The organism is Solimonas flava DSM 18980, assembly GCF_000426685.1.
GTDB classification, from domain to species: Bacteria; Pseudomonadota; Gammaproteobacteria; order Nevskiales; family Nevskiaceae; genus Solimonas; species Solimonas flava.
The window spans coordinates 88,448-110,791 of sequence record NZ_KE384553.1; the positions used below are offsets into that span (position 1 = coordinate 88,448).

Here is a 22,344-nt window from a genome sequence, read left to right on the forward strand (position 1 = left end):
TGTTCCCGCGCCGCGTGAAACTTTATCGCCCGCTTCCGGCGCCACCGGCTTCTGCCGCACGCATCGAGGATGCGGCAGTGCCGATGGACGTGTGCGCTTAGACCGCGGCCTCGACCGGCGCGGCATCTGCCTCGGGGGCGAGGATCACCGGTGCAGCCGCCACGGCGGCGACAGGCTGGACGACCACGGGCGCGGCCGGCGCGTACTGGTCGAAGAATGCCTTCACCTGACGGTCGGCTTCCTGCCGGCTCACCTGGTAATGCATCTGCACGAGGCCGGCGAGCACGTGGACGTTGCCCTCGGTGCGGCCGAGGTCAGCTGCATGGAGCTTGTTCCAGGTGGCGTTGGCGGTCGGGATCAGCGTCTTCCATTTCGCGACATGCGCGCGCGCTTCGGCGAGCGCGATGGTGCGCAGCTGGTTCTTGGTGGGAGTGCCGGGCGCGCGGCGCACCTTGGGAGGGGCGGCGTCGTACTGCGGCTTGCGGGAATGCTTGGGTCTCATGTGATTTCCTGGTTGGAGGGGCTGCGGCGATGCCGCCGTGCGATCGGCAACCGGGGCGACTCGGGCGTACGAGCCTGGGCCGTACTGCGCTGGCGACAACGCCAATCCCGGAAGGGCCGCCGAAAACAAACCGCGGCTCTGGGGCGAGCCGCGGTCTTGAAGCTACTGCTGCTGCCGCGATCAGCCGATCGGGCGGATCTTCGTCGCCTGCATGCCCTTCGGGCCGCGGGCTTCGACGTATTCGACTCGCTGACCTTCGGCCAGCGACTTGAAGCCGCTGCCGTCGATTTCCTTGAAGTGGGCGAAGAGGTCTTCACCGCCATGCGAAGGCGTGATGAAGCCGAAGCCCTTGGCGTCGTTGAACCACTTGACGGTGCCGCTGGAGATATTGCTCATGGATACATTCCTTTGAAGAAAACGGGCTACCCGCCCGCGAAGGCGCAAATGGTCAAGGAACGCATCTGGGAATTTCGTGCTGCGAAAGAACGGCGGCACTAACTAGCTGAATACACTGCTTGATACTTACCTGACCAACATACGCGCATTCGTTCGCATTGTCGAATCAGCTCATATCGATGCGCGCCGGTTCGCGGCGCGCCTGCCTTCGCGAAATGGGCCGCGGCAGCGATGAAATCGCGCGGGCCTGGTGCGCGTGCCGACCGGGATGCCGGCGCGCCGCCCGCTGCGCGGCTCAGGGATCGAGCGGCATGAACTCGATGGTTTCCTGACGCACCGCCGGCAGATCGGGTTCGTCGAGAACGGCAGCCGTGACCAGCCCCGCGGCAATCTCCTGCAGCGCCAGGACCGTTGACTTGTGGTCGCCCCACGAAAGTTTCGAGTCGGCGCCGCGGGCGAGCTGACGCGCACGCTTGGCCGCGATCAAGGTCAGCGAAAAGGAATCGGGAACGCGGACGAGACAATCCTGAATGGTGACGCGTGCCATACAGTTATCCATGAGGACTCACCGCAAGAGCACGGTCCGAGCATTGTACGCGCATTCGGCGGGCGCCATTTGGTCACTGCCTGCGCAGGCGAGGAAGCGGCCGCCGTGCGCGCGAAGGTGTGCGATAGTGATCGATCCCGAGGCGCAGCCTCCCGAGTGGAACAGACATGGCCCGGATTCACCGCGTGCGTGGCATCGACGGCAATCACTATCCGGCGGGATCGTTCCGCGGCGACGATGGCCAGTACTACCCGCGCGGATACTTCAAGGGCACCGACTCCCGATATCACCCGGCCGATTCGTTCATCGGCGTCGATGGTCGATACCATCCGAAAGGGCACGTCCTTTTCGCCGACGGTGTCTACCGGCCCGAGGGTCATTTTCGCGGCATCGACGGCGCCTACCATCCGGCGCATTCATTCATCGGCGATGACGGGCGCTATCACCCGCCGGGGGCCTTTCTGGGCCAGGACGGCAAGTACCATCCGCGCGGCTGCTTTCGCGGTCGGGACGGGCGCTATCACTACGCCGCGTCCTTTCTCGGCGCCGATGGCAAGTACCATCTCGAAGGCGCGAAGCTGCTCGCAAACGGCGAATACCAGGTTCCCCCCGACCGTCTGCAGGACGAGTTGCGCACCCAGCAGGGCGTGGACTGCTGAGCGCGGGAATGCGCCGCAGGCGCCGTGTCGCTGGGCGCACGGCGGAAGTGGAGACGTGTCCGTGCCGGCCCTGCGCCGCGCGGCTGATGCTGCGGCCCGCCATTTCCGCATCGCCGGGCTGAATCGTTCTGCCTTGGAGGGTCGCTATCCTGCCGAGCCGTCCGGGCGCGGCGGCGTGGCGCACGAGAACGGAATCAGAACACATGAACACGACAGGGCCCGACTCGCCGAGTCGACGCGAGCTGTTCCGCATGATCGGCAGCGTCGCCGGCGGCGCGGCGATGTATCAGGCGATGAGCACGCTCGGCTTCGCGGCGGAATCGACGTATCGGGGGCCGGTCGATCTGTCCGGTGCGCCGCGGGGCGCTTCGGTGCTGATCCTCGGCGCCGGCATCGCCGGCATGACCGCGGCCTACGAGCTGCGCAACGCCGGCTACAAGGTGCAGGTGCTCGAATACAACCACCGCGCCGGCGGCCGCAACTGGTCGCTGCGCGGCGGTGATACCTACACCGAGCTCGGCGGCTTCACGCAGCAGTGCGAGTTCGACGAGGGCCTTTATCTCAATCCCGGCCCGTGGCGCATTCCATATCACCATCGCGGCCTGCTGAGCTACTGCAAGAAGCTCGGCGTGCCGCTCGAAGCTTTCGTGCAGGTCAACTACAACGCCTATCTGCATAGCAGCAAGGCCTTCGGCGGCAAGCCGCAGCGCTACCGCGAGATCAAGGCCGACTACCAGGGGCACGTCGCCGAGCTGCTCGCCAAGGCCACGCGGCAGAGCGCGCTCGACGCCGCCGTCAGCCGCGAGGACCGCGAGAAGCTGCTCGAATCGCTGCGCGACTGGGGCGCGCTCGATGCGGATTTCCGCTACGGCGCCAATCTGCTCGCCAGCGAGCGGCGCGGCTACGCCAAGGAGCCGGGCGGCGGCCTGACGGCGCGGCCGCTGCCATCGCAACCGATCGGCCTGACGGATGTGCTCGATTCGGGACTCTGGCAGGGCATTCCGAGCGGCGACCGCTACGACATGCAGACCGCGCTGTTCCAGCCGGTCGGCGGCATGGGCCGCATCGGCGAAGCGTTCGCGCGCGAGCTGGGGCCGCTGATCCGCTACAACGCCAAGGTCGTCGACATCCGCCAGGACGTGCACGGCGTCACCGCCACCTACGAGGATCTCGCCGCGCCGGGGACAAAGCTGCAGGCGCGCGCCGACTGGTGCCTGTGCACGATTCCGCTGACGGTGCTCGCGCAGATCCCGATGAACGTCGGCGCCGCGCTGCACGCGGCGATCTCGGCGGTGCCGTACTCCTCGGCGGTGAAGGTCGGCCTGCAGTTCAAGCGCCGCTTCTGGGAGGAGGACGAGCACATCTACGGCGGCATCAGCTACACCGACCTGCCGATCACCAATATCGCCTATCCGAACACCGGCTATCACAGTGCCGGCAAGGGCGTGCTGCTCGGCGCCTACATCTGGGGCCAGAACGCGATGGAGTTCACCGCGATGCCGCCGGCGCTGCGCGTGCGCAAGGCGGTCGAGTACGGCAGCCGGATCCACCCGCAATATCCGGCGGAGTTCGACAACGGCATCGCCGTCGCCTGGCACCGCTCGCCGTTCACGCTCGGCTGCTACGGCATGTGGAGCGAAGCGGCGCGCGCCCAGCACTACGACAATCTGTGCCAGGTCGACGGCCGCATCGCGCTGGCCGGCGAGCACGCCTCGTTCATCGGCGGCTGGCAGGAGGGCGCGGTGACGTCGGCGCTCGATGCGATCGGCCGTCTTCATCAACGCGCGATCGCCAGGGGGAAGAAGGCATGAGCATCCGCCACGTCACGATCCGCCTCGCGCTGGCGGTGCTCGGGCTGTCCGCCGCCGCGGCGCAGGCCGACGATGCGTCGTTCATGCCGATCGCCGACCTCGGCCAGGCGAACGGCGAACAGATCTATCAGCACATCTGCCAGGGTTGCCACATGCCGGGCGGCGAGGGCGCGAGCGGCGCCGGGTTCTATCCGAAGCTCGCCGGCGATCCGCGCCTCGCGTCCTGGCAATACGCCGCCGTCACCGTGCTCAACGGCCGCAACGCGATGCCGCCGTTCGGCTTGCCCGAAGACCGGATCTCGGAGACGCGCACCGTGCATCTGAGCGACGCGCAGGTCGCCGAAGTCGTCAACTACATCCGCAGCCACTTCGGTAACACCTATGCGGACACGCTGACGGCGGCCGACATCGCGCCGCTGCCGCATCCGCGCTAGGACAGTCCTCGCCGCGCGTTCAGCAGTGCGGCACCCGGGTCGAGGCCGCGTCGAAGATCTTCTCGGCGTTGGCGGCGAGGAAGTTGCGGAAGATCAGCGGCGTGCCGTCCTGCGCCCACAGCGGCGCGCCGTCGGCGTCGCGGGCCTGGCTGCGCTCGATGATCTCGACGAACTGCTTCTCGGTCGGGGCGACGCCGAGCGTGCCGTCGGCTTCGAGCACCGGCGTATCCATCGTCGCCGCCATCGTCGCGGTCTGGCGCAGCGCCGTGCCGGGCGCACCCTGGATTGCCGGCAGCAGGCGCAAGCCGGCGCCGCGCATGGCCTCGGCCATCGCATCGATGCCGGGGAAGTTGGCGGCGCGCACATCGATCGTCACGTGATTGAAGTCGGGACCGAGCGCCAGCGCGCTCGCCGCCTCGCCGGAGACACCGGCTACGGCGTCGAGCGTCGCGCGCTTCAGCGGCGGACCGTTGCGCTGCATCAGGCGCTCGACGACGTGCGCGATCAGCGCGTCGGCGTCGGCCTCGACGAGATAGCCGTGGCCCTCGAAGCGTTCGAGCAGCGCCAGCAGCGGGCCGTGGTCGACGGCCTGCGCCTGGGTCTGGCAATCCGCGCGGATCAGCGCGGCGACGTCGTCGGGAAACGCTTCGAGATCGACTTCCGAGACGAAGATCTTGAACTGGCTGGCGTCGTCGCCGATCACCTGCAGATCGAAGGACTTCAGCTTCTTGGCCGGGAAGAAATAGCTGCGCTCGCGCTGCAGGCCGAAGGCGCGCGCGGCGCGTACGAACAGCGCGCGCACGGCGGGATCGGCGCTGCGGATCGCGCCGTGGTCGTTGCGGAACGTGCCGCCGTTGGCGGCGACCAGCTGCTGTAGCGCGACGAAGTCCGGCACGTTGCGCGCGAACTTGGCGGTCGCGGCGGCGACGAAGCGCGCGCGCAGCGCCGCCGGCGTCAGCCGCGCGCTCATTGCGCCCTCAGCGCATCGACGACCGGCAGGCGCGCGGCGCGCACGGCCGGGAACAGGCCGCCGAGCAGACCGATGAACAGCGCCAGCCAGAGCCCGGAGACGACGATGCCGGGCGTCACCGTCAGCCGGAAGACAACCTGGCTGAAGTTGGCGCCGAGTGTGCTGACCGCGTTGCCGTTGAAGAACAACCAGGCCAGCGCCGCGCCGAGCGCGCCGCCGAGCAGCGCCAGCAGCAGCGCCTCGGCGAACACCGAGATCACGACCGGCACCGCGCCGAAGCCGATCGCGCGCAGCGTGGCGATTTCGCGCGCGCGGCTGGAGACGGCCGAGTACATGGTATTGAGCGCGCCGAACATCGCGCCGATCGCCATGATGCCGCCGACGAAGTAGGCGATGAAGTTGAGCAGCTTGGTCAGCTGTTTCGACTGCTCGGCGTAGTACTCCGGCTCGCGCTTGACGTCGACGGTCAGCGTCGGATTCGTCGTCAGCGCGTCCTTGAAGGCATCGAACGAGGACGGTGCGTCGAGCAGGGCGGTGACCGACTGGTAGAGGCTGCGGCGGAACGCCGACTGCACGGTATCGACGTCGGCGATCAGCTCGGAGTCGTGCGCGTCGCCGCCGCTGCTGAAGATGCCGACCACGGTCCAGTCCGAGTCGCGGAAGCTGATGCGGCTGCCGAGCGTGACGCCGCGGAACTGCTGGGCGGCGCCGGCGCCGACGATCAGCTCGCGCACCGCCGGCTCGAACAGCCGGCCCTCGATCAGCTTCAGCTCCGGACGCAATGCCGCGAGCTGACCGCAACTGCCGCGCAGCGTGACGTTCGACAGATTGCCGTCGTCGATCGTCGGCAGGTTGACGATCGTGACGATCTCGCCGCAGCCGATCGGCCGGCCGGCGGCGTCCTTGCGCACGCCGGGCGCGTCGAGGATCGTCAGCAGGTTGTCGCGCGCGATCGAGCTGTTGACCTCCGCCTGCGAGCCGCCGCGCAGCACGATCGCGCGATCGGCGCGGCCGCTGTTGGCGACGGTCTGGTGAAAGCCGGTCGCCATCGCCAGCACCGAGACCAGCACGGCGACGACGCCGGCGATGCCGATGACGATCACCGACGAGGTGCCGAGCCGCTGCGGAATCGCGCGCAGGTTCATCAGCGTCACGGCCAGGGTCTGCTTGAGCATGGCGTCTCCTTCAGCGTCCGGCGAGGGCGTCGACGATGACCAGGCGCTTGGCGCGCCAGGCCGGCAGGCCGCCGGTGGCCAGCGCCAGCAGCACGGCGATGCCGGCGCCGGAGACCAGTACCGAGGTCGGCAGTTTCACTGCGCCGATGTAGTCCTTGAGCATCGGGAACAGCAGCGACGCCAGCAGCAGGCCGAGCGCCGCGGCGATCAGGCACAGCAGCAGCGACTCGGCGAGCACGAGGACCGTCACCTTGGTGTCGCTGAAGCCCAGCGTCTTGAGCACGGCGAGTTCCGGGATGCGCTCGCGCACCGCCTGCATCATGGTGTTGCCGGTCAGGAACAGCAGCGTGAAGAACACCGCGCCGAGGATGGCCTGGACGATGAAATTGATGTCACCGAACTGCTTGAGGAAGGACTGCGCGAACTCCTTCTCGCTCTGCGATTTGGTTTCGTCCGGCGAGTTCTCGAACAGCTTGTCGATCGCCGCTGCGATCTGCGCCGACTGGTTCGGGTCGCGGACCGAGACGATCCACCAGCCGATCGTGCCGGCACCGAAGGTGCGCGCCTCGTCGAAGTAGCTGTAGTTGAACAGCGCGCCGTTGTTCTGCGAGCGGTCGGTGGTGAAGTCGTAGGTGCCGACGATATCGAACGGCCAGTCGGAGTTGCCGTCGTCCTTCTTGACCCAGATCGTCGAATGCAGCGGGATGCGGTCGCCGACTTTCCAGCCGTACTTCTGCAGCAGGTCGAGGCCGACGATGAGGCCGGTGCGCGTGCGCTTCAGGGCCTCGACCTGATCCGGTGCGATCTTCAGCTCGGGCACGACCTTCAGGTAGTCGTCGATGTCGACCGGCGTCGCGAACACGAAGTTCTTCTGCTCCTGGTAGTAGGCGCCGAACCAGCTCGCGTAGGCGATGCCGGCGACGCCGGGCACCGCCTCGATCAGCGGCTTCTGCGCGATCGGCAGCGGCTCGGTCAGCGAGATGCGGCTGGTGACGATCAGGCGGTTGACGTTGGCGTTGTTGACGCCCTGCTGGAACGCGGCATTGACGCCCTGCAGCATGCCGAACAGCAGGAAGGCGACGACGATCGACAGCAGCGTGAAGATCGTGCGCGTCTTCTTGCGCCACAGCGTCGCCCAGAGCAGCGGGAAGTACTTCATCGCCGGCTCCTCGGGGCGAGGCCATCGCTGGCAGGACTGCGGCACCGGATCGAGCGCCGGGCCGGCATGCGCCGAACCCGGCACGCCCGTGCGTCATGCCGCGCCGGCGCGAATGCCCCCCGGCCGGGCGCGCGCTGCGGACACGCGCCGTTCATGACACCTGCTGCCCGTCGACCAGCGCGCCCTTGTCCATATGCAGCTGCCGTCGCGCGTACTCGGCGGCCTTCGGATCGTGCGTGACCATGATGATGGTCTTGCCGTGCTCGCGGTTGAGCACCTGCAGCAGGCCGAGGATTTCGTCGGCCGTCCTGCGGTCGAGGTCGCCGGTCGGCTCGTCGCAGACCAGCAGCGTCGGATCGGCGACCAGCGCGCGGGCGATGGCGACGCGCTGTTGCTGGCCGCCCGACAGCTCGCTCGGCTTGTGCCGGGCGCGGTCGGCGAGGCCGACGATGGTCAGCGCGGTCAACGCGTTGGCGCGCCGCTGCGCCGCGGACAGATGCGTCAGCAGCAGCGGCAGTTCGACGTTGGCCTGCGCCGAGAGCATCGGCATCAGGTTGTAGAACTGGAAGACGAAGCCGACGTGCCGCGCACGCCAGCGCGCCAGCGCGGCGCCGGACAGACGGTCGATATGCTCGCCGGCGACGATCACCTCGCCTTCGGTGGGCCGGTCGAGGCCGCCGATCAGGTTCAGCAGTGTGGTCTTGCCGGACCCGGACGGTCCCATCAGGGCGACGAAGTCGCCTTCGGCGATGTCGAGATCGAGGCTGTGCAGGACCTCGACGACTTCCTTGCCGCGCGTGTAGCGCTTGGCGACCTTGCGCAGCGAAACGATGTTGCCCATGCCTGCCGTCCTTCGCGTAGACCGCGCCGGCGGCGCCGGCGTGGTAATCCCGTGTCGCGGCAATCTAGCCGGTTGTCGATCGCCGCGCAGCAGGTGATTCCCTCAGCGGCGCCGTGCGTCAGGGCGCCGGTGCGGGCGCATCGGGGCGCGCCGCCGTGGCGGCGCCGCTGCGCCGCAGATGATCGGTGCCGGCGACGCCGGCCGCGCCGTGCGCGACCACGTGCGCGACATCGAGCGTGGCCTCGTCGTCGTCGCCGTACGGCGCCAGCACGGTGCTGACGTTCCAGTGCTCGCCGCTGACCTGCTCGCGGGTGATGTCGAGCAGCACGAAGCCGTGCGCGGCGGCGTTGTGGAAGCGCACGTTCGGGTTGGCGAGTTCGACCGCGGCGTTGTAAAGCGGCGCCAGCGCGACCGTCGCCGCGCCCTGGTCGGCGAGATTGCTGGAGCTCACGCTCATGCAGGTGAACTCGACGGCGACCGCGCCCTGGCCGGTCAGCGCGTTGTAGCCGGGCACGCCGGTGATGGCGGGCGACAGCGGGTTGTACGGCGTGTACGCGTCCTCGACGACGTCGCAGGCCCAGGAGGTATGGATGTCGCCGGACAGCACGACGTTGTTGACGATGCCGTGGTCGCGCCAGTGGCCCATCAGCCGGTCGCGCTCGTAGGCATAGGCGCCCCAGTTGTCGCCGCCTTCGTTGCCGCCGCCCTGGCGCAGGCCGAGTTCCGCGGCGATGTCCGGCGGCAGGTACGGCAGCGGCGAGTAGCGCGGGTCCGGATTGTTGCGATGCGGCGCCATCATCGTCTGCTGGCCCAGCACGCGCCAGCGTACGCCGGCGTCCGCCGAGGCCTGCATGCCGTCGAGCAGCCAGTCGCGCTGCTCCAGGCCGAGCATGGTGCGCGACGGATCGTCACTGTCGGTGCCGCTGATCGAGGTGTCGGTGGCCGGCGCGTTGCGCTGCAGGCGCGTGTCGAGCATGAACAGGTCGACGAGATCGCCGAACGGCAGACGGCGCCAGATGCGCGAGGGATCGGCCGGGTCGGGCAGGCGGATCGGCAGCCACTCGTCGTAGGCGCGCATGGCCGCGGCCTTGCGCGTGTTCCAGTCGCCCTCGGTGTCGGGCTGGTGGTTGTCGGCACCACCGCTCCACGAGTCGTTCGCCGACTCGTGGTCGTCCCAGACCGCGATCAGCGGATGCTGGCGCGTCAGCGCCTGCAGATCGGCATCGCCGCGATACTGCGCGTGGCGGCGGCGGTAGTCGTCGAGCGTGAGGATCTCGTACGGCGGATCGGCCGGGCGGCCGATGCTGCCGGCGTTGCCGCTTTCGTAGAAATAGTCGCCGACGTGCACCACGGCATCGACGTCGCGGCGCGCCAGCACCTTGTAGGCGTTGAAATAGCCGGCCGGGTAATTGGAACAGGACACGAGGCCGAGGCGGACGCGCTGCGGCTGGCCGTCCGGCGCGGTGCGCGTGCGCCCGACCGGCGAGCGCGCCGCGCCGCAGCGGAACTGGTAGTAGTAGCTGCTGCCGGGCGCCAGGCCGAGCACGTCGACCTTGAACGTGTAGTCGCGCGCCGGCGTCGCCGTGCGCGGTTGGCCGGGGTCCTGTCCGTCGTCGCTGCGGCGGACCACGTCCTGCAGCTGCGGATCGCGGGCCAGCACCCAGTCGACCGTCGCCGCCGCCGTCAGGCCGGAGACGCGGGTCCAGAGGATCACGCGATCGTGCAGCGGATCGCCGGAGGCGACGCCGTGCTTGAAGCCGGCCTCGGCGGCCGGCGCCGGCGATTCTCCGCCGGAGGAACCGCTGCCGCAGGCGCCGAGCCAGGGCAGGGTGCCGGCCGCGGCCAGACCGCGCAGCACATCACGACGCTTGAGGCTTCCTGCGCGCGCGCCGCGCCGCAGCCGGATACGACGGCTCATGAACGAGATCCTTCTCGGTTCGAAAGCCGGCGATGCTAGCGGCGGCAGATGTCGCGCCGATGGCGCGGCGCCGCGACCCGCGAAGCTCAGGGCGGCGCGATGCGCACCCGCACGCCGTCCTGCAGCTTGGCGAAGTCGCCGACCGCGACGCGCTCGCCGGCGCTGAGGCCGGACAGCACCGTGAGCTGTTCGCCGGCCAGCGCGGCGCCGAGCTTCACGGCGCGGCGTTCGACGTGATCGTCGCGCAGCACGTAGACGACGCCGGTGCCGGATTCGCTGCCGGCCTGCACGGCCGCCGCCGGCAGCGACAGACCGCCGCGCGGCGCGCCGGGGTCCGTCGGCGGCGCTTCGGAGAGGAACGACACGCGCGCGCCCATCTCCGGCAGGATGCGCGGGTCCTTGTCCTTGAAGCCGACCCGCACCTTGACCGTGGCCTTGCTGCGGTCGGCGGTCGGGATCACGGCGATGACTTCGGCCGGAATGCTCCAGTCCGGATAGGCGTTGAGGCGCACGACGGCCGGCTTGCCGCTCTGCACGCGATTGATGAAGTTTTCGTTGACGTCGACCTCGACTTCCAGCGAGTCCATGTCGACCAGCGTGCCGATGCCGGTGCGCGTGAAGCCGCCGCCGGCCGAGATCGGCGAAACGATCTCGCCGGGCTGCGCCGCCTTGGTGGTGACGACGCCGGCGAACGGCGCGCGGATGACGGTATCGGCGACGTCGCGTTCGGCGACGGCGAGACTGGCCTCGGCCACGCGCAGCGCGTACTGCTGCGCGTCATAGCTGGCCTTGCTGGTCTCCAGCGCCTCGGTGCTGATGAAGCCCTCGGCGGCCTGCCGGCGGTTGCGCTCGTAGATCGGCCGGATGTTGGCGGCCGCGGCGCGCGCCGCGGCGAGACTGGCGCGCGCCTGCAGCAGCCGCGCCTGGGCGTTGGAATCGTCGAGGCGCGCCATGATCTCGCCTTCGGCGACACGCTGGCCTTCCTCGATGTACAGCTCCTGCAGCTTGCCGGTGATCTTCGCCGACACCGTCGCCTGACGGCGCGCCACCACATAGCCGGAGGCGTCGAGCATCGAGGCCGCGCCGCCGCCGCTGCCGCCCGGCAGCGGCGTGGCGCTCACCGCCTGCACCGGCACGCCGCGCTCGCGCAGGAAATAGGCGGCGCCGGCGCCGAGCACGGCGACGAGCAGCAGCGCGGCCACGATCCACGGCCAGCGCGATGGCGCGTCGCGCTCCGGGCCGCGGTCGATCTTCAGCTGGCCGAGCAGGGTCTGGGTGTCGTTCATCGGCGACGGTTCTTCTTGCTCAGGAGGGCCGCACTCTAGCAGGGCACGGCGCGTCCGGTACGGGCCGTGCTTATCATATGGACACAAGCACAATTCAAAGCAGGTTTCGCATGAGCGCACGCAGCTCCACCCCCCGTCGCAAGGCCCGCATCGGCCGGCCGGTCTGCTTCATCGTCGGCGCCGGGCGCGGCATCGGCGCGGCGCTGGCCGAGGCGTTCGCCGGCGAGGGTTTCGACATCGTGCTGCTGTCGCGCGGGCCGGCCAAGCTGCGCGGCTTTTGCGAGGAGCTGCGCCGCAAGTCCGGCCACTACGTCGCCGCCTACGCCGCCGACGCCGGCGACGAGATCTCGCTGAAGCAGGGCCTCGACATCGCCCGCGCCGACTTCGGCGATCCGCAGGTGCTGATCTACAACGCCGCCGCCTCGCATCCCGAAGTGCCGACGCAGATCGCGCCCGAGCGCCTGGTCGAGGAATTCCGCGTCAACGTCGGCGGCGCGCTGATGGCGGCCCGCGAAGTCGCGCCGGCGATGATCAAGGCCAAGAAGGGCACGATCCTGTTCACCGGCGGCGGCTTCGCGTACGAGCCGTCGATGAAGTACGCCTCGCTGTCGCTCGGCAAGGCGGCGCTGCGCTCGCTGACCTACACGCTGGCGCAGGAACTCGGCGCGCACGGCGTGCACGTGGCGACGGTCACGGTGCACGGCATCACGCAGACCGGCACCAGCCTCGATCCGGCGCGCATCGCGCAGACCTATCTCTGGCTGCATCGCCAGCCGAAGGGCCATTTCGACATCGAGAAGATCCACAAGTAGGCGCCCGCTGCCGGCACCGCACGTGTTGAAGCCGTCATGGCGAGGCGCGTAGCGGCGAAGCCATCCGGCGGCCTGCGCGATCGCGCGGCCGGCCTGGTCGCTCTGGCGCTGCCCGCCGAGATGGACCTGTCAGCTTGTCCTCGAAGCCTTCTTCGCATCACCGGATACGGATGACATCGACCATGCCCGCGGCCTTTCCCCTGATCCGCAATCCCGCCGAGCTCGCTGCGCGCGAGTTCGATGTGCTCGTCATCGGCGGCGGCATCTACGGCGCCTGGACGGCCTACGATGCGGCGAGCCGCGGTCTGTCGGTGGCGCTGGTCGAGAAGAACGACTGGGGCAGCGGCACCTCGTCGGCGTCGAGCAAGCTGATCCACGGCGGTCTGCGCTACCTCGAACACTACGAGTTCGGTCTCGTGCGCCACGCCCTGAAGGAGCGCCGCACGCTGTACCGCATCGCGCCGCATCTGGTGCGGCCGCTGAACTTCATCCTGCCGATGTGGAAAGGCCCGCGCGCGAGTCCGTTCATGGTCTCGGCCGGCTTGGCGCTCTACGACCTGCTCGCGCTCGGCAGCCGGCCGGTGCAGCCGCACCGTCATTACGGCGCGCGCGCGTTGCTCGCCGAATATCCGTTCGTCGATCCGCAGCAGCTGCTCGGCGGCTTTCGCTACGGCGACTGTCAGGAAGACGACGCGCGCATGACCCTGGTCGTCGCTGCCGCGGCGCAGGGCTGCGGCGCCGTCTGTGCCAATCGCGTGGCGGCGCGGGCCTTGATCGAGGCCGGCGGCAAGGTCGTCGGCGCCGAGCTCGAGGACGGCCTCGGCGGCGGGCGCTTCGCGGTGCGCGCGAAAGTCGTGGTCAATGCCGCCGGACCGTGGGCGCCCGGTCTGCTCGGCGCGGCGGCGCCGAAGGTCAAGCTGGTCAAGGGCACGCATCTGGTGCTGCCGGCGATTCCCGGCTGCAACGAGGCCTTCCTGCTGACGGCCGCCGACGGCCGCGTGTTCTTCGTGATTCCGTGGTACGGCCGCACGCTGGTCGGCACGACCGAGGCGAGCGTCGCGGTCCCGGCCGACGCGCGGCCGACCGACGAGGAGACGCGCTATCTGCTCGCCGGCGTGCGCGCCGGTCTGCCGGGCATCGGCTGGACGGAGGCTGACGTCATCGCCCGCTTCGCCGGCGTGCGCATGCTGCAGGCCGAGGACGCCGAGTCGCTGTCGGCGGTGACGCGCGAGTTCGCGGTGCTGCGCCCGAAGCCGAATCTGGTGATGCACGTCGGCGGCAAGTACACGACCTCGCGGCACGACAGCATCGCGATCGTCGACGCGGTGTTCGAGGCGCTCGGCCAGCGCCGCGCGCCGCCACCGGTCACGCAGCTGCGTCCGCTGCCGGGCGCGCCGCAGCACGGTTTCGAAAGCTGGCAGGCGCAGACCATCGCCGAGCTGGCCGCAGCCGGCGTCGACCTGGAAGCGGCGCGCTGGCTGACGCTGCGGCACGGCACGCTGGTGTCGGCGATCGTCGCGCTGATCCAGGCGCGGCCGGCGCTCGCCGCGCGCATTCATCCCGAAGCGCCGTTCGTGCTCGCCGAGGCTGTGCACGCCGTGCGCGCGGAGATGGCGCTGTCGCTCGACGATCTGGTCCGTCGCCGCATGCCGCTGACGCTGCTCGTCCGCGGCGAGGCCTGGCGCGCGCCGCTGCTGTCGGCGCTGGCCGACGCCGGGCACGCCGACATCCGCTGAAGGTCTCGCGCTGCACGATCGCGGCCGCCGCGGTCGGTGCGTTGCCGCACGCTCGCAGCAAAATTTGTGCAGCGCGACCGCGGCGCGCTTCATGTTGCGTCGCACATTCCGACGAGCGGTAGCAGATAGCCGCCCGCGGCCGCGGTCCGCAGGCCTAATCTCTCCATACTGCTGCGCATTGTCCGCCCGATCGGACTCCAGACGTGCCGTAAGGGCGGACGTCGAAGAACACATAAGAGGAGAGGAGTTATGCGAACCCGCAGATTTGCGCCCCTGCTGCTGGCCGCCGTTCTCGCCGCGTGCGGCGGAAGCAACGATGACGGCAGCGGCCTGGAAGGCCAGAAGGCCAACGCCTATTCGCTGTTCGATCCGGTCGCCGCCAGCGCCGTGATCCCGTTCCCGTTCGACGGCCTGTTCAACGGCATGACGGACGGCACGCTCAACATCCCGAACAGCAGCAATGTGCCGTTCGTCGCCGCCGCCAACCAGCTCGACGGCTTCTCGACCACGGCCTCGCTGTTCACCGATTTCATCGGCTATGTCGACGTCGACCACGCGCTCGACATCGACGCCACCACGCACATGCCGGGCGTGCTGGTCATCGACACCTCGACGTTCTCGGTGCTGATTCCGGGCGTCGATTACCGTCTGCAGTCGTCGAAGGCGATCGACCCGTCGACCGGCCTGCCGCTCAACCAGCTGCGCACGCGCATGCTGGTCGAGCCGCTCAAGCCGCTGAAGCCATCGACGACCTATCTCGCCGTCGTCACGCGCCAGGTCAAGTCGACCGACGGCGTGCCGGTCGAGGCCGCCGACCTGTTCCGCGTGATCCGTTCGACGACGCCGGTGTCCGAGCAGGACGAGGCGGCGCTGTCGACGCTGAGCAATACGCAGCGCGCCACGCTCGAAGGCATCCGCCAGCAGTTCGCGTCGATGTTCGCCGGGCTCGAGGCCAAGGGCATCGCGCGCGAGAACGTCGTCATCGCCTGGCCGTTCACCACACAGTCGACGACCAAGACGCTGAGCAAGATGGCCGAAAACGCGACCGCGTCGCAGATCATCGTCGTCAACAGCGGCCTGAACACCGGCACCGCCAGCGGTGGCCAGCTGCCGGCGATCGCCGACGTCTACGCCGGCACGATCACGGTGCCGTACTACCTCGGCGCGCCGAGCGGCGAGGACCCGACGCACTCGACCACGCCGCTGACCAGCTACTGGCAAGCCGATACGACGCAGCGCGACGACAGCGCTAGCATCCTCGGCTATCCGTGCCCGGCGCTGGCGCCGAGCGTGAGCACCACGGCCTGCTATCCGCTGCCGCTCAAGCAGAGCAACCAGACCATTCCGGTGCTGGTGACGATCCCGAACGCCGCCAGCGGGCAGACGATGCCGGCCAGCGGCTGGCCGGTCGTGATCTTCCAGCACGGCATCACCGGCAACCGCACGCAGATGATCGCGATCGCGCCGGCGCTGGCCGCGGCCGGCTTCGCGACCATCGCCATCGACCTGCCGCTGCACGGTCTGCCGCCGGACAGCGCCTCGCGCATCCCGGGTGTCGGCGAGCGCACCTTCGATCTCGATCTGGTCAACAACACCACCGGCGTGTCCGGCCCGGACGGCATCGCCGACAGCTCGGGTACGCACTTCATCAACCTGAGCAGCCTGCTGACCAGCCGCGACAACATCCGCCAGGCGGTGTCCGACCTGCTGGTGCTCGCCAAATCCGCCGGCGGCACGCTGGTGCTGAAGGCCGATCACACGCCGGCCGGCATCGCCTTCGACGGCACCCAGGTCCGCTATGTCGGCCACTCGCTCGGCGCGATCGTCGCCGGCACCTTCCTCGGCGTGAAGGAAGGCAGCAGCGCCGCCGTGCTCGCCATGCCGGGCGGCGGTATCGCCAAGCTGCTCGACGGTTCGGCGAGCTTCGGTCCGCGCATCGCCGCCGGTCTTGCCGCGGCGACCGCGAGCAGCCCGGCAGCCAGCCGCATCGTCGAAGGCAACGACAACTTCGAGACCTTCCTGCGCTTCGCGCAGACCGCCGTCGATTCCGGCGATCCGCTGAACTTCGCGGCGACCGCGGCGGCCAACCATCCGCTGCTGATGCTGGAAGTAAAGGGCGACGCGGTGGTGCCGAACTGCACGATCGCCGGTGACGCGAACTGTCCGGCGACCGACACGATCACCGTGTCGGGCTACCTGTCGGGCAGCGATCCGCTGGCGCGCATGCTGGGGCTCGGCTTCATTCCGGGCCCGGCGCAGACCGATACGCTCGACGTGCCGGCGGCGGCGCAGATCCTCACCGGCGCTGCGGCGCGCAGCAACGTCGTGCGCTTCGCACAGGGCGACCACGGCTCGATCCTGAGCCCGGCAGCCTCGCTCGACGTCACCTGCGAGATGCAGGGCCAGACGGCGGCCTTCGTGAAGACCAACGGCACCGTGCTGAAAATCGGCAATCCGTGCCCGGGCAGCGGCTCGTGAGCGCGAGGAGAACGAACATGATCGACAAGAAGAATCTGATTGCCGCCGCCGCTGCGCTGCTGTTCGCGGGCCCGGCGCTGGCCTATACCGACGAGATCCACGGTATCTCGCTGCAGCTCGACAATCGCGTCACGATCGGCAGCGCCTGGCGCACCGAGTCGCGCGATCCTGACCGCATCGGCATCGCCAACGGCGGCAACGCCTATTCGACCAACGGCGACGACGGCGACCTGGCGTTCGATGCCGGCAAGATCGTCTCGGCGGCGGCCAAGATCACCTCCGACCTGACGCTGACCAAGGGCAAGTACGGCGTCTTCGTGCGCGGCAGCTATCTGTTCAACGACCGTCTGCACAACTACGACTTCTTCAACGAGAACAACTACTACACGACGCCGATCGGCCCGGGCTACGGACTGACGCCGGACGGCCGCGTGTCGGTCGCGCCGTACTCGGAGTACCGCTCGAAGAACAAGCAGGTGCAGGATTACAACGGCAACGACGCCGACCTGCTCGATGCCTATTTCTTCGGCAGCATCGATTTCGGCAGCCGCGAGCTGGCCTTCAAGATCGGCCGCCAGGTCATCAACTGGGGCGAGTCGACCTTCATCCTCAACGGCATCAACAGCATCCTGGCCTTCGATTCCAACCAGCTGCACGTGCCGGGCTTCGATCTCGACGAGGTCGTGATTCCGGAGAACATGGCCTGGCTGTCGATGAACGTGGTGCCGAACGTCAACGTCGAGGCGTTCTACCAGTTCGACTGGCAGCGCACGCAGCCGGACGCGGCCGGCACGTTCTGGTCGACGAACGACTTCGCGTCGATCGGCGGCACGCGCGCCAACATCACCTTCGGCCTGCCCAAGGAGAACGCGCCGAACTCGTCGATCCCGCGCGAGCACGACCGCACGCCGAGCAAGAGCGGCCAGTTCGGCGGCAAGATCAGCTTCTTCATCCCGGCGCTGAACGACATGGACCTGTCGTTCTACGCGATGAACTATCACAGCCGCCTGCCACTGGTCAGCGGCATTTCCAAGTCGAGCTACGCGTCGACTTCGGAAACCGGCCGCTACTTCATCGAGTACCCGGAGGACATCCAGCTGTACGGCACCTCGTTCAACACGACGGTCGGCGCCTGGTCGCTGCAGGGCGAATACAGCATGAAGGTTGATCAGCCGCTGCAGGTCGAGGACGTCGAACTGCTGCTCGCCGGCGTCGGCCTGCCGAGCCAGATCACGCCGCCGCCGGCGGCGCCGCTCGGCTCGGCGCTCGGCAACAAGTACCTGCGCGGTTACCGCCGCCATGACGTCAGCCAGGTCGACTTTTCGGTGACGCGACTGGCTGGTCCGATGCGCTGGCTCGGCTCCGACCAGCTGCTGTTCCTCGCCGAGGCCGGCGCCGTCTACGTGCACGGCATGCCGTCGGAGAACGAGCTGCGCTACGAAGGGCCGGGCACGTACACGCCGGGCGACGCCGCGGTTGCGGCGCTGGTCTCGAGCGCGACGCTGCCGGGCTACGGCTACGCGGTGCCGCAGCAGACGGACGGTTACGCCACGGCCTTCTCCTGGGGCTACAAGCTGGTCGCGCGCGTGACGTACAACAACGTGTTCGGAAAGTTCCGGCTCGAGCCGACGCTGCGCTTCGACCACGACGTGCACGGCGTCACGCCGACGCCGCTGCTGAACTTCGTCGAGGGCCGCAAGACGGCGACGGTGTCGCTGCTCGGCTACTACCTGCAGTCGTGGTCGGCGGAGCTGGGCTACACCGCGTACTTCGGCGGCGGTGATCGCAACCTGCTGTCGGATCGCGACTACGTCGACGCGGTGCTCAAGTACACGTTCTGAGTTGTGGGAACGCGCGGGCGGCCGACAGGCCGCCTTCGCGGGGGCGATGGGCCGGCCTTGCGCCGGCCCTGTTTTTTTGCGCGTTCAGATTCTCAATTCGCCATAAGCGCCAGTAGCGGTCTCGAACGGAACGTCGCAGGGGACGGGCGTGCCTGCCGCCACCCGTGCCTATCTCCGATGTGCCCCGCGGAGCAAGACGGTCATTCCCCAGGCGGTCTTTGAAGCCGCCGGGACGGGCGCGACGTCTGTCGACGCCGCGTGAACGCCGCCCTTTTGCGCGCATGAGGGGCCGCGCGGGCGCGTGACGATGAAATTTCCTTCACGCAATCGCTTGCCGGGTATGGCGACGCGCGCCATCCGGCCGGCGCACCAGATTGAATCGGCATGCCCCAAGCCGGGAATAAGGCTTGCGTGGGCCACGCGAATTCAATGTCTTGAACTCATCTCGCACTAGCCAAGCGCGCACCAAAAAGGCGTGTGCGCGGCGGTGCGTCCGTTGGTTGCTGCGCGCGCCGCCGGCAGGAAAAAGATGGCAGCGAATTTGCTCGTCGTTATATATAGACTTTTGAAATTGGATATGTCTAGATATTAATAAGGTCGTGTGCCGGGGCGTCATCGGGCACGGGGAAGTGAAGAGGAATTTCCTGGTGGGCTGCTTCGACCGCCTGTCAGGGGCGGCGGGCGGTACGTAATCACTTACTTATGGGAGATCGAGGGCAATGGTTCCGAGCGATTCGAAACTGACGGCGCGTGACGGTATGCCACGCGGCGCCGAATGCGGAGGCGAGAGAACGCAGGAGGGCCGACGGCGGGCGGCCCTGGCGGGCGGCACGGCGGCGTTGTTGGGTGTTGCATCGCTTGCAGCGACTCAAGTGGCATCGGCGCAGGCTGCCGAAGCCGCTCCCGCGCAGGAAGAGACCGCGGTGGAAGAGGTCGTCGTCACCGGTACGCGCATCGTCCGTGACGGTTATCAGGCGCCGACGCCGGTGACGGTGATGGGTGCGGAGCAGCTGCAGTCGTTCGCGTCGCCGAACATCGCCGACGCACTCAATACGATGCCGGAACTGTCCGGCAGCGCCACGCCGGCGACTTCGGTTACGACCGCGAGCACCGGCAACTCGAACATCAACGCCTTGAACCTGCGCGCGCTGGGCACCAACCGTACACTGGTGCTGGTCGATGGCCGCCGCGCGGTGGCGTCTTCGATGTCGGGCATGGTCGATGTCAACCTGATCCCCCAGGATCTGGTCCGCAGCGTCGAGGTCGTGACCGGCGGCGCTTCCGCAGCCTACGGCTCGGACGCGCTCAGCGGTATCGTCAACTTCGTCCTCGACAAGAACTACACCGGCACCAAGCTGACCGCGCAGACCGGCGCCACCACGTACGGCGACGGCGACAACTGGATGGGCGGCCTGACCTACGGTACGCCGTTCGGCGAAGGCCGCGGCCACTTCCTGTTCAGCGCCAACTACCGCCACCAGGACGCGATTCCGATCAACGATCGCGGCTGGAACCTGCAGGGTTGGCAGTTCATGGGCAATCAGAATTACAAAATCGGAGATACGTACACCGGCGAGCCGCAATGGCTGCGGCTCAGTCAGGTGGCGCCGAGCACCGGCTTCGCCGGCGGCGTCATCACCGACACCGCCTTCCGCGGCACGGCGTTTGGACCTGGCGGCACGCCGTACCAGATCGAGTTCGGCGATCTGGTCTCCAACCCCGACATGCATGGCGGCGACTGGAAACTCACGCAGGTCCGCGGCACGCGCGCCGGCAGCAGTCTGCTCGGCGGCTCGAAGACGGTCAGCTTCTTCACGCGCGGGTCCTGGGACCTCACCGACGACATCAATGTCTTCGCGCAGGCTTCGTACGCACGAGATCGCAATCACAACTACGCATTCTCGCTCGAAGACACCGGTACCATCACGCTCAGCGTCGAAAACGCGTTCCTGCCGGAGAACATCCGCCAGGCGATGATCGCGCAGGGCGTTTCGACGTTCCACATGGGCAGCATGCACACCGACTTGCCGATCGTCGACGCGACGAACGATCGCGAGGTCACCAGCCTGCTCGCCGGCGCCGAAGGCAAGTTCGGCAACGGCTGGAGCTGGGATACGTACTACCAGCGCGGCATCTCGAATTTCGAGAGCGTCGCCAAGGGCATGGTCTACAATCCCTACATGACCCTGGCCTATGACTCGGTCATCGATCCGGACACCGGCGTGCCGGTCTGCCGTTCGACGCTGACCGATCCGGGCAACGGCTGCAAGCCGTACAACCCGTTCGGCATCGGTGTGAACACGCAGGGCGCCGTCGACTACGTCACCGGCAACGGTACGCAAATGTGGCGCAAGCAGCAGATGACGCAGGACGTTGCGGCTTTCACGCTGAACGGAACGCCGTTTGCGACCTGGGCGGGTGACGTTTCCGTCGCCACCGGCATCGAGTGGCGCAAGGAAGCGATCGGCAAGGGCCGCAACGACGAGCTGTCGCCGACGCAAAAGTGGTGGGTCGGCGGCTACCAGATCAGCAAGGGTAGCTACAACGTCAAGGAAGCGTTCGTCGAAACGGTCGTGCCGCTCGCCAAGGATCTGCCGGCGCTGCAGGCCCTCGATTTCAGCGGTGCGTTCCGCGCCACCGACTACAGCACCTCGGGTAGCGTCGAGACCTGGAAGCTGGGCCTGAACTGGACGCCGATCGAGGATGTCCGCGTGCGTACGACGCTGTCGCGCGACATTCGCGCGCCGAACCTCGAAGAGCTGTTCAGCAACGGCGGCGGCGGCGCGCCGTCGGTCAGCAATCCGTGGATCCTCGGCGACGATGGCCAGCCGATCAGCGAGAACATCAGCTCGCCCCGCATCGGCAACCCGGACCTGACGCCCGAAAAGGCCGACAGCTTCGGCGGCGGCATCGTGCTGACGCCACGCTTCATGCCGGGCTTCGCGATGTCGGTCGACTACTGGAAGATCGATATCGACGACGCGATCGGCCTGCCGGCGACGCAGGACATCATTGACGGCTGCCATAACGGACAGACGGACTTCTGCTCGGCGATCGACTTCAATGTCGATGCCGACGGCGCTCAGCATATCGGCGTGGTCCGCCGCAATCCGTTCAACTACACGACGCTGGCGGCCCGTGGTGTCGACTACGAAGCCTCGTATCGCTTCATGGCGAGCTCGATCTACTCGGCGCTGCCGGGCGTGGTGCAGGTGCGTGCGCTGGCGACGAACTACCTGAAGATGGCTTCGACCATCAACGGCGTGGTCGACGATACCGCGGGGCAGAACACGTCTTACGGTCCGCCGAGCTGGAAGTGGAATGCGTCGGTCAACTACGCGCTCGATGCGTTCCGTGGCTCGGTGACGGCGCGCGGTATCAGCTCCGGCGTCTATGACAACGACTGGATCGTCTGCAGCACGAACTGCCCGGTGTCGGGTTCGAAGTACAGAACGGTCAACGACAATCACATCCCCAGCGCGATCTTCTGGGATGCCTCGCTGACGTATGCCTTCGGTTTCAAGGATGCCGACGTCGAGAGCTTCGTCAATGTCCGCAACGTGTTCGATCGCGATCCGCCGATCGTTGCGCCGAACGCCGGCGGCTTCAACTACACGATGCCGTCGTCGAACGCGCAGCTGTACGACGTGCTCGGCCGCACCTTCACGGTGGGCCTGCGCATGAAGTTCTGATAAAGCTCAGGTGCAGCGGGGCGGCGAGAGCCGCCCCGCCATCCTGCTGATGGCGATTGCGTGCCTGGTGCACGCATCAATTCCGGA

17 protein-coding genes are annotated in these 22,344 nt (G+C 68.2%); 8 read left to right on the forward strand and 9 right to left on the reverse strand.

The window, feature by feature from the left end; all coding sequences use genetic code 11:
• Positions 1-97: 97 nt before the first annotated feature.
• The 3 genes from K343_RS23705 to rpoZ form a co-directional block, all read right to left on the reverse strand.
• The gene (locus K343_RS23705; protein ID WP_083930917.1) at positions 98-502 is read right to left on the reverse strand and encodes a hypothetical protein; all 405 of its coding nucleotides are present in this window, start codon (positions 500-502) and stop codon (positions 98-100) included.
• Positions 503-682: 180 nt separating this feature from the next.
• Entirely contained in the window at positions 683-898 is a 216-nt protein-coding gene (locus K343_RS0118605; RefSeq protein WP_028009336.1) for a cold-shock protein, read from the reverse strand.
• 295 nt (positions 899-1,193) lie between these two features.
• Complete coding sequence (gene rpoZ, locus K343_RS0118610) at positions 1,194-1,445, reverse strand: DNA-directed RNA polymerase subunit omega (RefSeq protein ID WP_028009337.1); 252 nt, start codon at positions 1,443-1,445, stop codon at positions 1,194-1,196.
• 167 nt (positions 1,446-1,612) lie between these two features.
• Here rpoZ and K343_RS0118615 point away from each other — a divergent pair, with 167 nt between their 5' ends.
• The 3 genes from K343_RS0118615 (at position 1,613) to K343_RS0118625 (ending at position 4,349) form a co-directional block, all read left to right on the forward strand.
• Complete coding sequence (locus K343_RS0118615) at positions 1,613-2,104, forward strand: hypothetical protein (protein WP_154662653.1); 492 nt, start codon at positions 1,613-1,615, stop codon at positions 2,102-2,104.
• Between the two features lie 203 nt (positions 2,105-2,307).
• On the forward strand, positions 2,308-3,915 hold the full coding sequence (locus tag K343_RS0118620; protein WP_028009339.1) for a flavin monoamine oxidase family protein: 1,608 nt from the start codon (positions 2,308-2,310) through the stop codon (positions 3,913-3,915).
• Positions 3,912-4,349, forward strand: a complete 438-nt coding sequence (locus K343_RS0118625) for a c-type cytochrome (protein ID WP_028009340.1) — start codon at positions 3,912-3,914, stop codon at positions 4,347-4,349. The genes K343_RS0118620 and K343_RS0118625 overlap by 4 nt, the downstream gene beginning before the upstream one ends.
• Before the next feature lie 19 nt (positions 4,350-4,368).
• On the opposite strand, the gene K343_RS0118630 is transcribed toward K343_RS0118625, so the two are convergent.
• From K343_RS0118630 to K343_RS0118655, 6 genes are all read right to left on the reverse strand, one after another.
• Complete coding sequence (locus tag K343_RS0118630; RefSeq protein WP_028009341.1) at positions 4,369-5,319, reverse strand: 2-oxoadipate dioxygenase/decarboxylase family protein; 951 nt, start codon at positions 5,317-5,319, stop codon at positions 4,369-4,371.
• Positions 5,316-6,494 carry an ABC transporter permease gene (locus K343_RS0118635; RefSeq protein ID WP_028009342.1) on the reverse strand — a complete coding sequence of 393 codons (1,179 nt, stop codon included), beginning with the start codon at positions 6,492-6,494 and terminating at the stop codon, positions 5,316-5,318. Before K343_RS0118635 ends, K343_RS0118630 begins: the two co-directional genes overlap by 4 nt.
• Before the next feature lie 10 nt (positions 6,495-6,504).
• A complete protein-coding gene (locus tag K343_RS0118640; protein WP_028009343.1) occupies positions 6,505-7,653 on the reverse strand; it encodes an ABC transporter permease in 1,149 nt (382 codons plus the stop codon).
• Between the two features lie 151 nt (positions 7,654-7,804).
• Positions 7,805-8,494 carry an ABC transporter ATP-binding protein gene (locus K343_RS0118645; protein WP_028009344.1) on the reverse strand — a complete coding sequence of 230 codons (690 nt, stop codon included), beginning with the start codon at positions 8,492-8,494 and terminating at the stop codon, positions 7,805-7,807.
• Between the two features lie 118 nt (positions 8,495-8,612).
• Complete coding sequence (locus tag K343_RS0118650) at positions 8,613-10,412, reverse strand: alkaline phosphatase D family protein (RefSeq protein WP_084615995.1); 1,800 nt, start codon at positions 10,410-10,412, stop codon at positions 8,613-8,615.
• Between the two features lie 86 nt (positions 10,413-10,498).
• Positions 10,499-11,698 carry an efflux RND transporter periplasmic adaptor subunit gene (locus K343_RS0118655; RefSeq protein WP_028009346.1) on the reverse strand — a complete coding sequence of 400 codons (1,200 nt, stop codon included), beginning with the start codon at positions 11,696-11,698 and terminating at the stop codon, positions 10,499-10,501.
• A 110-nt stretch (positions 11,699-11,808) separates the two neighbouring features.
• On the opposite strand from K343_RS0118655, the gene K343_RS0118660 reads away from it, so the two are divergent.
• From K343_RS0118660 to K343_RS0118680, 5 genes are all read left to right on the forward strand, one after another.
• Positions 11,809-12,510, forward strand: a complete 702-nt coding sequence (locus K343_RS0118660) for an SDR family NAD(P)-dependent oxidoreductase (RefSeq protein WP_051278715.1) — start codon at positions 11,809-11,811, stop codon at positions 12,508-12,510.
• A gap of 182 nt (positions 12,511-12,692) precedes the next feature.
• A complete protein-coding gene (locus K343_RS0118665; protein WP_028009348.1) occupies positions 12,693-14,246 on the forward strand; it encodes a glycerol-3-phosphate dehydrogenase/oxidase in 1,554 nt (517 codons plus the stop codon).
• A gap of 249 nt (positions 14,247-14,495) precedes the next feature.
• Positions 14,496-16,724 carry a hypothetical protein gene (locus tag K343_RS0118670; RefSeq protein WP_028009349.1) on the forward strand — a complete coding sequence of 743 codons (2,229 nt, stop codon included), beginning with the start codon at positions 14,496-14,498 and terminating at the stop codon, positions 16,722-16,724.
• Between the two features lie 17 nt (positions 16,725-16,741).
• Positions 16,742-18,565, forward strand: coding sequence for a DUF1302 domain-containing protein (locus K343_RS0118675; RefSeq protein WP_028009350.1), 1,824 nt, complete (start codon positions 16,742-16,744; stop codon positions 18,563-18,565).
• Positions 18,566-19,488: 923 nt separating this feature from the next.
• Positions 19,489-22,257 (forward strand): TonB-dependent receptor plug domain-containing protein, encoded by a 2,769-nt coding sequence (locus tag K343_RS0118680; protein WP_043113215.1) that lies wholly within the window; start codon positions 19,489-19,491, stop codon positions 22,255-22,257.
• The last annotated feature ends 87 nt before the right edge of the window (positions 22,258-22,344 follow it).